We start from the raw sequence: 15170 nt of genomic DNA, 5'->3' as shown, positions 1-15170 counted from the left end.
AGCCGCAAGCGGCGAGCTGCAAGCCTCAAGCAGCTCGTAGCTTGCCGCTTGCCACTTGCCGCTGCTTTACCTGGAGTTTGCCTTGCGTCTGTTTCACACCTCCGACTGGCACCTGGGCCAGAACCTCCACGGCCAGGAACGCGACTTCGAACACGCCTGCTTCCTTGAGTGGCTGCTGCGTCAGCTCAAGCATGAGCAGCCGGATGTGCTGCTGATCGCCGGCGACATCTTCGACACCGTCAACCCGCCGGTCAAAGCCCAGGAGCGGCTCTACGACTTCATCGTCAGCGCCCACGAACAACAGCCGGCCCTGACCGTGGTGATGATCGCCGGCAACCACGACTCCGGCTCGCGCATCGAACTGCCGGCGCCCCTGATGCGGCGCCTGCGCACCCACGCCCTGGGCCGGGTGCTGTGGCTGGATGACGGCCAGCTGGATGTCGAACGCCTGCTGCTGCCGCTGCCCGACGCCAGTGGCGCGGTCCGCGCCTGGTGCCTGGCGCTGCCGTTCCTGCGGCCGGCGGAAGTCACCGGCCCGCAACGGGGCGACGACTACCTCAAGGGCATCGCCCAGGTCCATGAATGGCTGATCGCCGCGGCCAACGCCAAGCGCCAGCCGGGCCAGGCCCTGGTGGCGGTGAGCCACGCCCACATGGCCGGCGGCTCAATCTCGGAAGATTCCGAGCGCAGCCTGATCATCGGCAACGCCGAGGCCCTGCCCGCCAGCCTGTTCGGCCCGGACATCAGCTACGTGGCCCTGGGGCACCTGCACCAGCCGCAGAAGGTCAATGGCGAGGAGCGCATCCGCTACAGCGGCTCGCCGATCCCGCTGTCGTTTTCCGAGATCGGCTATCAGCACCAGATCCTCGATGTGCGCCTGGACGGCGAGACCCTGGTCAGCGTCGAACCGCGGCTGATTCCCCGGGCGGTGAACCTGCAACGCCTGGGCCCGGCGCCCCTGGGAGAAATCCTCGACCAGCTCGGCGAGCTGCCGGACATTGACCTTCTGGCCGAAGAACAGCGCCAGCCCTGGCTGGAAGTGCGGGTGCGCCTGGACGAACCGCAGCCGGACCTGCGCCAGCAAGTGGAAAGCGCCCTGCAAGGCAAGGCCGTGCGCCTGGTACGGATTGCCGCCGAATACGCCGGCAAGGGCGGGCGCGACGCGCAAGACAGCGGCGCCGAGCTGATCGAACTGGATCAACTGAGCCCCGAAGAACTGTTCCGCCGGGCCTGGCGCGACGCCTACGGCAACGAGGTGGACGACACCACCCTCAAGGATTTCGCCCTGCTGTTGCAGGACGTGCAGCAAGAAGGGGAACAGCCATGAAGATCCTGGCCATCCGCCTGAAGAACCTGGCCTCCCTGGCTGGCCCGTTCGAGATCGACTTCACCGCCGAGCCCCTGGCCAGCGCCGGGCTGTTCGCCATTACCGGCCCGACCGGCGCCGGCAAGAGCACCCTGCTCGACGCCCTGTGCCTGGCGCTGTTCGGCGCGGTGCCGCGGCTGAACAACATCGGCCGCGAGACCAAGGTCCCCGAGGTCGACAGCGAGATCCTCACCAGCGACCCGCGCACCCTGCTGCGCCGGGGCAGCGGCAGCGGCTATGCCGAGGTGGACTTTGTCGGCATTGACGGGCGCCGCTACCGCGCCCGCTGGGAGGCCAACCGCGCCCGCGACAAGGCCAACGGCAAGCTGCAGGCCAGCCGGCAGAACCTCACCGACCTGGACAGCGAACAACTGCTGAGCAACCAGAGCAAGAGCGAATACAAGCAGTTGATCGAGGCCCGCCTGGGGCTCAACTTCGAGCAATTCACCCGGGCGGTGATGCTGGCCCAGAGCGAGTTCAGCGCCTTCCTCAAGGCCGATGACAAGGAACGCAGCGAGCTGCTGGAAAAGCTCACCAACACCTCGATCTACAGCCAGTTGGGGCGGCGCGCCTACAGCAAGAGCAAGGAGGCCGAAGAGGTCCACAAGGAACTCAAGGCCCAGGCCAGCGGCATCACCCCGCTGGACCCCGAAGCCCGGGCCGAGCTGGATCAACAGTTCGACGCCGCCCGGCAGCAGCTCAAGGAGCAGCAGGCCCGGCTCAAGCAACTGGAGGCCCAGCACAGCTGGCTCAAGGAGCTGGGACAGTGGCAGCAGGCCCGACAGGACGCCGCCGAGCAGTTGCAACAGGCCGAGCAGCAGGCCCTGGCTCTGGCCCCAGAGCGCCTGCGCCTGCAGCGTCTGGAACAACTGGCGCCGCAGCGCCACCAGTTCCTGCGCCAGATCGAGCTGCACCAAGCCCTGGAGCCCCTGGGCCAACAGATCGAGCAGCAGGCCGCGCAACAGGTTGAGCTGCAACAACGTCACCAACAGCTGCAACAGCACGTGCTCGACGCCGACAGCGCCCTGACCATGGCCCAGAGCCAGCACAGCGACAGCGCGCCGCTGCTGCGCGAAGCCTTTGCCGAACAGGCCAATCTGAGCCGTCTTGGCCAGAGCCTGAGCGAGGCCGGCGAAACCCGTGACCGCGCGCAAAGCGTCAGTGCCCAAGGCCAGCAAAGCATTGCCGAACTGCTGGAGAAGCAGCGTCTGGTGGGTGAGCGCCTGGAGCGGATTGCCGGGCAGTTGGCGCACAGCGCCGCCCTCGCCCCCTTGAGCGAAGCCTGGACGCTCTACCGCGAACGCCTGCAGCAACTGATGCTGATCGGCAACCGCCTGAATCAGGGCCAGGCCGAACTGCCAGCCCTGGAACAGCGAGCCGGCACCGCCGCTCAGCAACTGGCCGAACAACGTTCCCACCTTGAATTGCTCTACAGCGAAGCCGGTGCCGAACCCCAGGCCGTGGCCGAGCAGATCCAATTGCTGGACGGCCTGCTCAAGGACAACCGCAAGCAACAACGGGCCACCGAAGAGCTGGCACGGCTCTGGGCCCAGCAACAGGAACTGGACCAGCGCGGCCGGGCCCTGCAAGACAAGCAGCAAGCCGTGGCCGCCCAGCGCGAGGCACTGAACCAGGCCGGCCTGCAAGCCAAGGCCGAACTGAGCGTCGCCGAGCAGACCCTGAGCGTCACCCAGGCCTTGCTGGAGCGCCAGCGCCTGGCCCGCAGTGCCAGTGTCGAGGAGCTACGCGGGCAGTTGCAGGACGACCAGCCCTGCCCGGTATGCGGCAGCGTCGAGCACCCCTATCACCAGCCCGAAGCCCTGCTACAAAGCCTGGGGCGCCATGACGAAAGCGAAGAAGCCAACGCCCGTCAGGCGGTGGACAGGCTCAAGGAACAGCTCAACGAACTGCGGGCCCAGGTCCAGGGCCTGATCGCCCAGCAGAAGGAATTCCTCCAGCAACAGGAACAACTGGCCAGCCAGCAACAGGCGCTGGCCCCCAGCCTGCAAGCCCACCCGCAGAGTGCCAGCCTGCTGGACCAGGACCCGGCGCGACGCGATGCCTGGCTGCGCCAGCAACTGGAACAGTTGCAACAGAGCATCACCCAGGATGAAAGCCGCCTGGATGCCTTGCTGACCCTGCAAAAGGACGCCACGCGGCTCCAGCAGCAGTTGCAGCAAGCACAAGACGCCAGCCAGCAGGCGGCCCAGCACCTGCACAAGCAGCAGGAGCAATTGGCCGCCGACCAACAGCGTCTCGAAGAAGAACTGGCCAGCTTCAACAACCTGCTGCCGGCCGAGGTGCTCGAAGGCCTGCGCCGTGATCCGGCCAGCACCTTCATGCAACTGGACCAGCAGGTGCTGCAACGCATCGAGCAACTGCGCGAGCGCCAGGACGAAGCCGAAGAACAGCAGCAGCGCCAACTGCTGCTGGACAAGGAACAGGACCGCCAACTGACCCGCCAGCAGCAACTGAGCGACGCTCAGCAGCAGCTCGACGCCCTGAGCCAACAGCACCAGGCCTGCAAGGACCGGCTGGCCGCCCTGCTGGGGTCGCACCCTAGCGCCGAGCTCTGGCAGCAACAGCTCGATCAAGCCGTGGAACAGGCCCGCAGCGCCCAGGCCAAGGCCCAGCACGAGCTGCAGGAGCTGCAGCAGCAACTGATCCAACTGAGCGCCGAGTTCAAGGCCCGGCAAGAGCGTCTGCAAGCCCTGGACAGCGAACGGCAGCAACTGGCCGGCAGCATCGAACAATGGCGCGCCCAGCATCCGGAGCTGGACGACAGCGGCCTGCAACAGCTGCTGGAACTGGACGAGGAACAGGTCCAGCAACTGCGCCAGCACCTGCAGGCCAACGACAAGGCCATCGAACAAGCCAAGGTCCTGCTCCAGGAGCGTCAGCAACGCCTGCAACAGCACCAGGCCCAGCACAACGGCAACCTGGAGGCCGGGCAACTGGCCCAGGCCCTTGAAGAGCTGCAGCAACAAGCCCTCGCCAGCGAACAGCAGGTGGCGGAACTGCGCGCCCGGCAAAGCGAGGACCAACGCCGCCAGGAGGCCAATCAGGCCCTGGGCCAGCAGATCCACGACGCCTACCAGCAATGGCAGCGCTGGGCCCGCCTGAATGCCCTGATCGGCTCGGCCACCGGCGACACCTTCCGCAAGATCGCCCAGGCCTACAACCTCGACCTGCTGGTGCACCACGCCAACGCCCAACTGCGCCAGCTGGTGCGGCGCTACCGCCTCAAGCGCGGCGGCAGCATGCTCGGCCTGCTGGTGCTGGACACCGAAATGGGCGATGAACTGCGCTCGGTGCACTCGCTGTCCGGCGGCGAAACCTTCCTGGTGTCCCTGGCCCTGGCCCTGGGGCTGGCGTCCATGGCCTCCAGCACCCTGAAGATCGAATCGCTGTTCATCGACGAAGGTTTCGGCAGCCTCGACCCCGAGTCCCTGCAACTGGCCATGGACGCCCTCGACGGCCTGCAGGCCCAAGGGCGCAAGGTCGCGGTGATTTCCCACGTGCAGGAAATGCACGAACGGATCCCGGTGCAGATCCAGGTCAGCCGCCAGGGCAACGGCCTGAGCACCCTGGAGGTGAAATGAGCACGCGGCCGATGCCCGAGGCGACCCTCTACTCGTTCCGCCGCTGCCCTTACGCCATGCGCGCGCGACTGGCGCTGCGCTATGCCCAGGTGCCCGTGCAGATCGTCGAGGTCAGCCTCAAGGCCAAGCCACCCGAGATGCTGGCTCTGTCGCCCAAGGGCACGGTGCCGGTGCTGGCGGTGGATGGGCGGGTGATCGACGAGAGCCTGGAGATCATGCACTGGGCCCTGGAGCAGCATGATCCGGACAACTGGCGGCTCATCGGCGCCCCCGAGGCCCAGACACAGATGGCGGCCTTGATTGCCGAAAATGATCAGGTGTTCAAGGTGCACCTCAATCGCTACAAGTACGCCGAGCGCTATCCCGAGGCGCCCATGGAGCATTACCGGGGCCAGGGCGAGGTGTTTCTGGCGCAGTTGGAGCGCCTGCTGCAGGAGCGACGCCATCTGCTGGCGGCGCATCCGAGCTTGGCGGACATGGCCCTGCTGCCGTTTGTTCGCCAGTTTGCTCATGTGGACCGGGAGTGGTTTGCGCAGACGCCTTATCCTGCGTTGCAGGAGTGGTTGCAGGTGTTTCTTGAGTCGAAGTTGTTTGTGGGGGTCATGGCCAAGACTTTGGCGTGAGTTTTTGTTGTGGGGTTGGGTACATATCCGGGGCTGCGGGTGTAGCGGCTTATGGTTCCGCTTTTACAGCGGGGTTGGGTACATATCCGTTCTTGCGGGTGCGGCGGCTTACGGTTCCGCTCTTACAGCGGGTTTGGGTACATATCCGTTCTTGCGGGTGCGGCCGCTGGCGGTTCCGCTCTTACAGCGAGTCACTTTGAAACCCGGAATGCCGGCCAGCCCAAAGTAACCAAAGGCTCTTGCCCCTCCACTCGGTGCCTCGCCTAGGCTCGGCATGCCCGAACTCCGGCATTGATCCGTGGGCCGCCGCAATGGGCCATCCATGGCCCAGTGCGGCTAACCCGGCGTCCTGCCGGGTTACCCACGGCTCAATGCCTGCGTTCGGCCATCGTGTTTAAGGGGGCAGGAAGATCAAAAACCAGATCAAGATCAACATCTGACGGCGGCCTACCGGCCGACCTGTTTCATTGCCGTTCGCGTTACATGTAGCCGCTGCCGCAGGCTGCGAACGGCTCCGCAGGAGACGCTAAACCTGCCTCCCCAACGTTCCTGAACCACCGCGCCGCCTGGTTTTGCGAGCGCGAGCGCTCGTTCGCAGCCTTCGGCAGCGGCTACAAGGAGCCAGCCTGCGCACCTGGGTTTTGGCGTTGGCTTTTGATCTAGATCTTGATCTTCCGGCCCCTTCCCAGCAGGCCGAGCGCAGGCGTTGCGTAGGGGGCAGCTCGGCAGGGATGCCGAGCTAGCCGCCACCCGGCCATGGATGGCCGGTTGGCGGCGGGCCCCCGGAGCAATGCCGGAGAGAGGGAACCCCGAGCCCCAGCGAGGGGCCGTATGGAGGGGCAAGCGTTTTTGCTTACTTTTTTGGCGTTTGAAAAAAGTAAGTCGCCGTAAGGGCGAAACCCTAAGTGGCCGCACCCGCAGCAACGGATATGCACACCGTCCCACTCGCCGTAAGGGCGAAACCGTAAGTGGCCACACCCACAGCAACGGATATGTACCCCCCTCAAACTCGCCGTAAAGGCGAAACCGCCAGCCGCCACACCCGCAGCAACGGATATGCCCCTCCCAGCACACGCCCAAAACATAACCCCCACCGCCCCACATGCTAATGTTCCCCTCCTTCAGCCCCAACGCCACGAGCCCCCATGTCCGTCGTAATCCGCACCCACCCTCGCTTAACCATCGGCGTACTGATCGGCTGCGCCGTCGGCCTCTTCGCCCCCGCCGCGACCCTCACCAGCAAGATCCTCATCGGCTGGAACGCCGCCGTCTGGACTTACCTGCTGCTGATGTTCTGGCTGACCCTGCGCGCTCGCGCCGACCAGGTGAAGCGCATCGCCGAAGCCGAGGACGAAAACGCCGGGCTGGTGTTGCTCATCGTGTGCATCGCCGCTATCGCCAGCCTGGTGGCGATCACCCTGGAGCTGGTCGGCAGCAAGGACCTGGACAGCACCCGGCGGCTGGTCCATTACGCCTTTACCGGATTGACGGTGATCGGTTCCTGGCTGCTGGTCGGGGTGATCTTCAGCCTGCACTACGCGCGCCTGTACTACACCTGGGACGGCCAGGAACCGGCGCTGCGCTTTGCCGAAGGCCCGATCGACCCGGACTACTGGGACTTCCTGTACTTCTCCTTCACCATCGGCGTGGCGGTGCAAACCTCGGACGTCGGTGTCGCCACCCGCGAGCTGCGCAAGATCGTCCTCGCCCAGTCCTTGATCGGCTTTCTGTTCAACACCGCGATCCTCGGTTTTTCCATCAACATTGCCGCCGGGCTGTTCAGCTGAACCGGTACGAGACGGCTTGAGCCCAGTCCTGGCAGCTTCGCGGGATCGTCCGTGAGAATCGCGACGGCTTCGTCCGAGATGCCATATAGCGAGTGTCAGGCTGGGTAAGCCTAGTTGATCTCATTCGAACGACCGCCAATACCAAGCAACTAAATTCAGTTGTACTGATCGACCTTCCAAACAAATCGCCCCAACACTTCAAGAGCAATTTAAGAATCATCTTAAAGACCCGCCCTCTTACTAAAAATAAAATAGCCGCCTTTTACAGCCCTGGATTTAGCCAACTAACTTCTTAACGTTAGTCCCTCGCTTTCAACTAATCCCCCCTTTTCCCCGAACCTGAAGTTTGCCGACCTCGCCATGTCCAAATGACGAAAGCACTTGCAATAGAGCGCCCGCGCACCCAATCCATGGGCCCAACAGCAAACAGCCACCCCCAAAGCAGCCTGTAACTTCCACAGACTGTTGTGTTTTCTGCTTCGCCAAAAGGTTACAACGTTGAAATACCCATCCGTAATAACAGCTATTACCCTGCTATACAGCGTCACTTATTCAGTACAGTCCCATGCGATCACTGCAATCGACAGCATTGATTTAGGTTCTTTGAGTAACGAGTACTCTATGGCCTTCGGCGTCTCTGCCGACGGTCGTCTAATCGCGGTAAACAAAACATTACCCACAGGCCAAGATCACGCATTCAAATACAGCGATGCGACTGGCATGGTCGATCTGGGGACCTTGGGTGGAGACTATTCCTTTGCCTATGCAATATCCGCCGACGGCAGCGTGGTCGTGGGAAAAGCGGCTACCCCGGCCGCGGCTCATGCCTTCAAGCACTCCGATGCGACCGGCATGATCGATCTAGGCACACTGGGCGGCGCATCATCCAGCGCCAATGGCGTATCCGCTGACGGCGCCGTGGTGGTTGGCGACTCCTTGAATCTCCAAGGGAGGACTCGTGCCTTCAAGCACACGGAGGCGACCGGCATGATCGATCTGGGGACCTTGAAGGCAGACAACAGTGGCGACTCCCTTGCAACTGCGGTGTCCGGCGACGGTAGCGTCGTCGTCGGGCAGTCGGACATCGATACCGATCCGAACGTACAACACGCGTTCAAGTACACCGATGCCAACGGCATGACCGACCTGGGCACCCTCGGCGGAACATCTTCCCAGGCTCTGGGAATATCCGCCGACGGCCAGGTGGTCGTGGGCAGTTCGGAAACTATCACCGGCGGTACTCAAGCGTTCAAACACACTGACGCCAACGGCATGGTCGAGCTCGGCTCCTGGGGGGGCGACTCCAGTGCTAGCGCGGCATCCGCCGACGGCCGCGTTGTCGTCGGTTTTGCCATTACCGCAGAGGGCGATAGCCACGCCTTCAGACACACCGATGCCGACGGCATGATCGATCTGGGCACGTTAGGCGGCCAACATTCGGCAGCGACTGCCGTGTCCGCCGACGGCAATATTGCCGTCGGCCTGAGCCTCACCGCGAGTGGTGACCTACACGCCGCGCTGTGGAAGATCACGGAAACCGGCACTCACCTGCTTGATCTGGACAACACCCGGAGCGCGATGGCCAAAAGCGCCAATCGGGCATGGGGAGTCCTGGACCTGCGCAGTGCGCAACTGGACCGGTTGATGAGCCAGGAGTGCCAGATCGACAGCGGCTCGTTCTGTATTGGGGTTGGTCCCAGCTACAGCAGAAATCGCGAGACTCGCCAGACCTCCACGAGTCTGACCCTGGGCGCCCGTCCCAGCGACCATCTGCGTGTGGGCATCACCCTGGACCAGAACCTCGATCAACAGTTGCCGGACAACTACACCAAGGCAGGGTCCAACGCACCCGCAGTAGCGATGTTCGTTGCCATGGACGAATCGGGCCAGGGCCTGGGTTGGCAGGGGCGTCTGGCTGCGGCCTATCTGTCTTCCAAGCTCGATATCCGCCGTGAGCAACTGGCTTATACCGACGCCGGTCAAGGGCGTTCGAGCCTGCGTGGCAAGGCCTTCAGCATCGAGGGTGGCTATGGCCTGCGGCTCGATAGCCTGACCGTGACGCCGTACATCGGCCTCAGCCAGACTCAAGTCAGCCGCCAGGGCTATAGCGAGCACAGCGGCGCCGTCATGGCGGCCAGCTACGCAAAAATGCAGCGCTCGGTGACCCGCCTGAACGCCGGCGTACGAACTGCCAAACGCCTGACAAAACAGCTGGAGCTCAATGCCAGCCTGGGCCTGATCCAGGACCTGGACAAAGACCAGGACGCCTTTCAAGCGCGCATGGACTACCTGGGTCGCTATACCTACCAGGTCGATAAACAGCACGACACCCGTTTTGCCGCGGGCACCGGGGCAAGCTATGCCTTGAACGAGAACAGCGCCGTGCATGCCGGTGTGTTCTGGACACAGGAGCCGGGCGGCAATGACACGACCGGTATTCAAACCGCCTTTACCTATCAGTTCTGATAACGGCTCCTGCCCTGTCTCGCGGTATTCCACATCAGCCCGGTCGAGGCTGCACTGCATGTCAAGACCCCAGCCCTGGCGCACCGCCCGGGCTGTTGCTGATCGCGACCTGGACAAGCCTGTGGGCGTGAAGTGCGCCCGGGCAGTCGTCACAGTGCAAAAGCCGGTCGCTACAGAGCGTTTCCCGGGCCATCGGGGCCACGTAAGGTGGCCAGCACGGCGCGACAAGACGCCGCTCAGAACAACAAGCCACCTGCCGGAAGAGATCCTCTGATGAAAACACCGTTCAAGCGTTGTTTCCTGGTCCTCTGCGCCAGCGCACTGCTGAGTGCCTCCACCTGGGCCGCCGAGCCCGCGTCCTGCAAGACCGTGCGCATGGGAGTGGTCAACTGGACCGATGTGATCGCCACCAGCGCCGTGGCCGATGTCCTGCTCACCGGGCTGGGCTACGACAGCAAGCAGACCAGCGCCGTGCAGCAGATCATCTTCGCCGGCATTCGCGACCAGCGCCTGGACATCTTCCTCGGCTACTGGAAGCCCGCCATGGACCAGAACATCGCGCCCTTCCTCGAGGCCGGGCAGGTCAAGGTCATGGACCGGCCCAGCCTCACGGACGCCCAGGCGACCCTGGCGGTGCCGGATTACGTGGCTCAGGCGGGGCTGAAAACCTTCGCCGACATTGCCCGCTTCAAGGACCAGCTGGGGGGCAAGATCTACGGCATCGAGCCCGGCAGCGGCGCCAACACCACGATCAAGACCATGATCGACACCGACCATTTCGGCCTCAAGGGCTTCAAGCTGATCGAGTCCGGCGAGGCCGGGATGCTGGCGGCGGTGCAGCGGGCGATCAATCGCAAGGAATTCGTGGTGTTCGTCGGCTGGACCCCGCACCCGATGAACATCAACATGGCCATCACCTACCTCACCGGCAGCGAGGACGTGTACGGCCCCAACGAGGGAGCGGCCACGGTGTCCACGGTCACCGCGCCGAACTACGCCGAGCGTTGCCCCAACGTGTATCGGCTGCTGCAGAACCTGAGTTTCAGCGCGGCCCAGGAAAGCCAGCTGATGGTGCCGATCATGCAGCGCAAGACGCCCCAGGACGTGGCCCGACAGTGGCTGCGCGAGCATCCCGAAGACCTGCAGCGCTGGCTGACGGGGGTGAGCACCTTCGACGGCGGCGATGGTGTGGCGGCGGTCAAAGCCCACCTGTAACCGCCTGTCGCAGCAGCCGGCTTGCCGGCGAAGGCCGCCTCACGCAGCTCTTCGCCAGCAAGCCGGCGCCCACCCCCAGCGAGGCTATCCATGAGCCATTACCCGCTTTCCGCCGAGCTGACGGCCTTCGTCCGGCGCACCCTGAGCTACACCAGCGCCGACAGCAGCCTCAAGGGCCTGCGCGACAGCTATGAACGCATGTGCCGGGACTTCACCCCACCCCGTCCCCCCGGGCTGGCCGTGCATGATCTGCAACTGGCAAAGGTGCCGCTGCGGGCCTATCACCCGGACCGCCCGGCCCCCGCGTCCGGCTGGCCCTGGCTGCTGTACCTGCACGGCGGCGGCTGGGTGCTGGGCAGCCTGGACTCCCACGATTTCATCTGCGCCGCACTGGCCGACGAACTGGACATACTGGTGATCGCCGTGGACTACCGACGGGCTCCGGAACATCCGTTCCCGGCGGCTTTCGACGATTGCCTGGGGGTCTGGCGCGCCCTGGAGCAGGGCCTGAGCCCGCTGCCCCTGGACAGCCGGCGACGGCTGGTGATGGGCGACAGCGCAGGGGGCAATCTGGCCGCGGCCCTGTGCCTGGCCCTGCGCGACGCCGCCGAACCCTTGCCCGCCGCCCAGGTGCTGGTCTACCCCGGACTGGGTGGCGCGGCCGACCTGCCCTCGCGCAGCCAGTACGCCGATGCCCCGCTGCTCAGCAGCAGCGACCTGGACTGTTTCCAGGCCCTGTACCTGCCCGGCCGGCCACAGCGCTCGGCCTATGCCCGGCCGCTGCTGGCGGAGCAGTTCAGCGGCCTGCCGCCGGCCTTCATCGCCCTGGCGCAGTTCGACCCGCTGCGCGACGACGGCGAATGCTATCACCGGCACCTGCTCGGGGCCGGGGTCGCCAGCCAGCTGTACCCCGGCCTCGGGCTGGTGCACGGTTGCCTGCGCGCCAGGGGCCTGGCCGCCGAAGTCGACGCGCTCTACAGCGCCCTGTTGCGCTACCTGCAGCAGCACCTGGAGCGTCCCTGAGGGCGACCGTTGGTCAGCCATCCACGGCCGCACGGGGTATTTCCTGTCTTGGCACCCTTGACGGCGAACGGCTTTTTGCGGTTTCCTGAAACCGGTTTCAGCCTGATCTCCGGAAAGACTGCAAACCGATAATTCCAAGAATAAGGTCCGCGCCCGTGAATCCGTTTTCCGCCGCCCAGCGCAATCGCGTCACCATGCTCGATGTCGCCCGTCATGCCGGGGTCTCCAAGGCCAGCGTGTCGCGCTTCATCGGCGACGACCGCGCCCTGCTGTCCACCGCCACCGCCTTGCGCATCGAGCAAGCCATCAACGACCTGGGCTACCGCCCGAACCAGATGGCCCGCGGCCTCAAGCGCGGGCGCACGCGGCTGATCGGCATGCTGGTGGCGGATATCCGCAACCCCTATTCGATTGCCGTGATGCACGGCGTGGAAACCGCCTGCCGCCAGCATGGCTACAGCCTGGTGGTGTGCAACACCGACCGTGACGACGAACAGGAAGCCCGGCACCTGGCCAACCTGCGGGCCTACAACATCGAAGGCCTGATCGTGAACACCCTGGGTCACCACCTGGAGCAGTTGCTGGAATTGCAGCAGGAAATGCCCCTGGTGCTGGTGGACCGCAAGCTCGACCCCCTGCACGCCGATCTGGTGGGCCTGGACAATCCGGCGGCGGTGCACAGCGCCATCGAGCACCTGGAACACCAGGGCTACCGCGACCTGCTGCTGGTCAGCGAACCCCATGACGGCACCAGCTCACGGCTCGAACGCAGCGCCGCGTTCCAGGCCGAGATCGCCCGGCGCCCGGCCTTGCGCGGCCAGTCGCTGGAGACCGGCGAGGCCCTGGCCCGCCACCTGAAGGACTTTCTCGACACGCCCGGGCCCGGGCCCAAGGCGCTGTTCTGCGCCAACGGCGTGGCGACCCTGGCGGCGACCCGCGCCCTGCGCGAACTGCAGTGCCCGCTGTTCGAGGGCATCGGCCTGATCGCCCTCGACGACCTGGACTGGTACCCCCTGGTGGGCAGCGGCATCACCGCCCTGGCCCAGCCCACCGCCGCCATCGGCGCCAGCGCCTTCGACTGCCTGCTCAAGCGTCTGCGGGGCGACGATGCCGCGCCGCGGGTGATGGATTTTCCGACGCAATTGATCGTGCGCGGCTCCACCGTGTTGTAACGGTGGTGGCACGCGCCACAAGACTTTTTTCGAACAAAAATGAAACCGGTTTCAGAGGTCAGGAACATGCAGCGATCCCCCGTTTCCATCAGTCTGTCCAGCTACGGCGCGGACCTTGTGCGCGAGCACGGTCAGGCGCATTTCATCCCCCTGGTGGCCGCCGCCGGCGCGTCCTGCATTGAATGGCGCGAAGAGCTGCTGAGCGGCGAAAACCCCGCGCAGCTGGCCCAAGGCGCCGAGCAACATGGCCTGGAAAGCGTGTTTTCCTCACCCCTGGAGCTGTGGCAGGCCGAGCGCCGCGCGCCCAACCTCGAACTCGCCGCCGCCTTGCAGCGGGCCCGGGCGTTCGGCGCCCGCGACCTCAAGGTGTCCCTCGGTCACTTCAGCGAGCATCACGACCTGCACAGCCTCGCCAGCCTGCTGGCGGATCAGCCGGTGCGGCTGTTGGTGGAGAACGACCAGACCGGGCACGGTGGCCGCATCGAACCCTTCCAGCGCTTTTTCAGCGCCGTGGAGGCGCTGAACCTGCCGCTGCGCATGACCTTCGATATCGGCAACTGGCAATGGCAAGCGCAGTCGGCGCTCGACGCCGCGCGCCTGCTGGGCCGCCACGTGGCCTATGTGCACTGCAAGGCCGTGCGCCTGCGAACCGATGGCAAGCGGGTGGCCGTAGCGCCGGACGCCCCGGAGCTGCAGCAGTGGGAACACCTGCTGCGGCACATGACCCAAGGTATTACCCGGGCCGTGGAATACCCGCTGCAAGGCGCCGACCTGCTGCAGGTCAGCGCCCTGCAGGTCAACCTGCTGGCCGGCCTCGGTCAGTCGCGACTGGAGCCTGCCCATGTCTGAGATCGATATCCTGTCCTTCGGTGAAACCATGGCGATGTTCGTCGCCGAACACAGCGGCGATCTGGCCCGGGTCGAGCACTTTCACAAGCGCATCGCCGGGGCCGACAGCAACGTCGCCATCGGCCTGTCGCGCCTGGGCTTCAAGGTGGCCTGGCTGAGCCGGGTCGGCAATGACTCCCTGGGACGCTTCGTGCTCGACACCCTCGAAGCCGAGGGCCTGGACTGCCGCTTCGTGCGCCGCGACCCGCTGCACCCTACCGGCTTTCAGCTCAAGTCCCGGGAAGACACCGGCGACGACCCGCGGGTCGAGTACTTCCGCCGAGGTTCAGCGGCCAGCCACCTGAGCCTCGACGACCTGGCCCCGGCCCTGCTCCAGGCCCGTCACCTGCACGCCACCGGCATTCCCCCGGCCCTCTCGGACTCGGCCCGGGAGCTGTCCGGCCACCTGATGCAGACCCAGCGCGCCAGCGGCCGCAGCGTGTCGTTCGATCCCAATCTGCGTCCCGGCCTGTGGGCCAGCGAAGCGCTGATGATCCGTGAGATCAACCGCCTCGCGGCCCTGGCCCACTGGGTGCTGCCGGGCCTCGGCGAGGGTCGCCTGCTCACCGGCCGTGACGACCCGGCGGACATTGCCGCGTTCTACCTGGACCAGGGCGCCGAAGCCGTGGTGATCAAGCTCGGCGCCCATGGCGCCTACTACCGCACCCACCTGGACGCCGGCTTCGTCGACGGCGTGCCGGTGCCCCAGGTGGTGGACACCGTCGGCGCCGGCGATGCCTTCGCCGTGGGCCTGATCAGCGCCCTGCTGGAAAGCCGCAGCGTGATCGAAGCGGTGCAGCGCGCCAACTGGGTCGGCAGCCGCGCGATACAGAGCCGGGGCGACATGGAAGGCCTGCCCCGACGCCACGAACTGCCCGACCAGGCAGCGCCCCTGAAAACCGCCTGCGCCCTGTAGGAGCTGGCTTGCCAGCGAAGGGGCCCGCCAGGGCGATGCAAGGCTCGAGGGCCTTTTCGCCGGCAAGCCGGCTCCTGCACAACAGCAGTGCGCATGCGAACAAAAAACCAGA

General features: G+C 65.3%; 10 protein-coding genes. All 10 read left to right on the top strand.

Annotation, left to right across the window (positions count from 1 at the left end):
* Positions 1–82 precede the first annotated feature (82 nt).
* The gene (locus ACMGG8_RS18040; protein ID WP_108545762.1) at positions 83–1327 is read left to right on the top strand and encodes an exonuclease SbcCD subunit D C-terminal domain-containing protein; all 1245 of its coding nucleotides are present in this window, start codon (positions 83–85) and stop codon (positions 1325–1327) included.
* A complete protein-coding gene (locus ACMGG8_RS18035) occupies positions 1324–4968 on the top strand; it encodes an AAA family ATPase (RefSeq protein ID WP_414158060.1) in 3645 nt (1214 codons plus the stop codon). The genes ACMGG8_RS18040 and ACMGG8_RS18035 overlap by 4 nt, the downstream gene beginning before the upstream one ends.
* The gene (locus ACMGG8_RS18030) at positions 4965–5591 is read left to right on the top strand and encodes a glutathione S-transferase (protein ID WP_414158059.1); all 627 of its coding nucleotides are present in this window, start codon (positions 4965–4967) and stop codon (positions 5589–5591) included. Before ACMGG8_RS18035 ends, ACMGG8_RS18030 begins: the two co-directional genes overlap by 4 nt.
* 1145 nt (positions 5592–6736) lie before the next feature.
* Entirely contained in the window at positions 6737–7378 is a 642-nt protein-coding gene (locus ACMGG8_RS18025) for a DUF1345 domain-containing protein (RefSeq protein WP_060839553.1), read from the top strand.
* A gap of 498 nt (positions 7379–7876) precedes the next feature.
* Entirely contained in the window at positions 7877–9844 is a 1968-nt protein-coding gene (locus tag ACMGG8_RS18020) for an autotransporter outer membrane beta-barrel domain-containing protein (protein ID WP_414158058.1), read from the top strand.
* Positions 9845–10117: 273 nt separating this feature from the next.
* Positions 10118–11059, top strand: a complete 942-nt coding sequence (locus tag ACMGG8_RS18015; RefSeq protein WP_129405589.1) for a choline ABC transporter substrate-binding protein — start codon at positions 10118–10120, stop codon at positions 11057–11059.
* Between the two features lie 90 nt (positions 11060–11149).
* A complete protein-coding gene (locus ACMGG8_RS18010) occupies positions 11150–12082 on the top strand; it encodes an alpha/beta hydrolase (protein WP_060839555.1) in 933 nt (310 codons plus the stop codon).
* A gap of 155 nt (positions 12083–12237) precedes the next feature.
* Positions 12238–13254 carry a LacI family DNA-binding transcriptional regulator gene (locus tag ACMGG8_RS18005; protein WP_060843768.1) on the top strand — a complete coding sequence of 339 codons (1017 nt, stop codon included), beginning with the start codon at positions 12238–12240 and terminating at the stop codon, positions 13252–13254.
* A 66-nt stretch (positions 13255–13320) separates the two neighbouring features.
* A complete protein-coding gene (locus tag ACMGG8_RS18000) occupies positions 13321–14103 on the top strand; it encodes a sugar phosphate isomerase/epimerase family protein (protein WP_129405592.1) in 783 nt (260 codons plus the stop codon).
* Complete coding sequence (locus ACMGG8_RS17995) at positions 14096–15058, top strand: sugar kinase (protein ID WP_060839558.1); 963 nt, start codon at positions 14096–14098, stop codon at positions 15056–15058. Before ACMGG8_RS18000 ends, ACMGG8_RS17995 begins: the two co-directional genes overlap by 8 nt.
* The last annotated feature ends 112 nt before the right edge of the window (positions 15059–15170 follow it).

Source organism: Pseudomonas sp. BNK-45, assembly GCF_047456255.1.
Classification (GTDB): Bacteria; Pseudomonadota; Gammaproteobacteria; order Pseudomonadales; family Pseudomonadaceae; genus Aquipseudomonas.
Note: the sequence above shows the minus strand (reverse complement) of the source record. Positions and strands in the feature narration are given on the sequence as shown.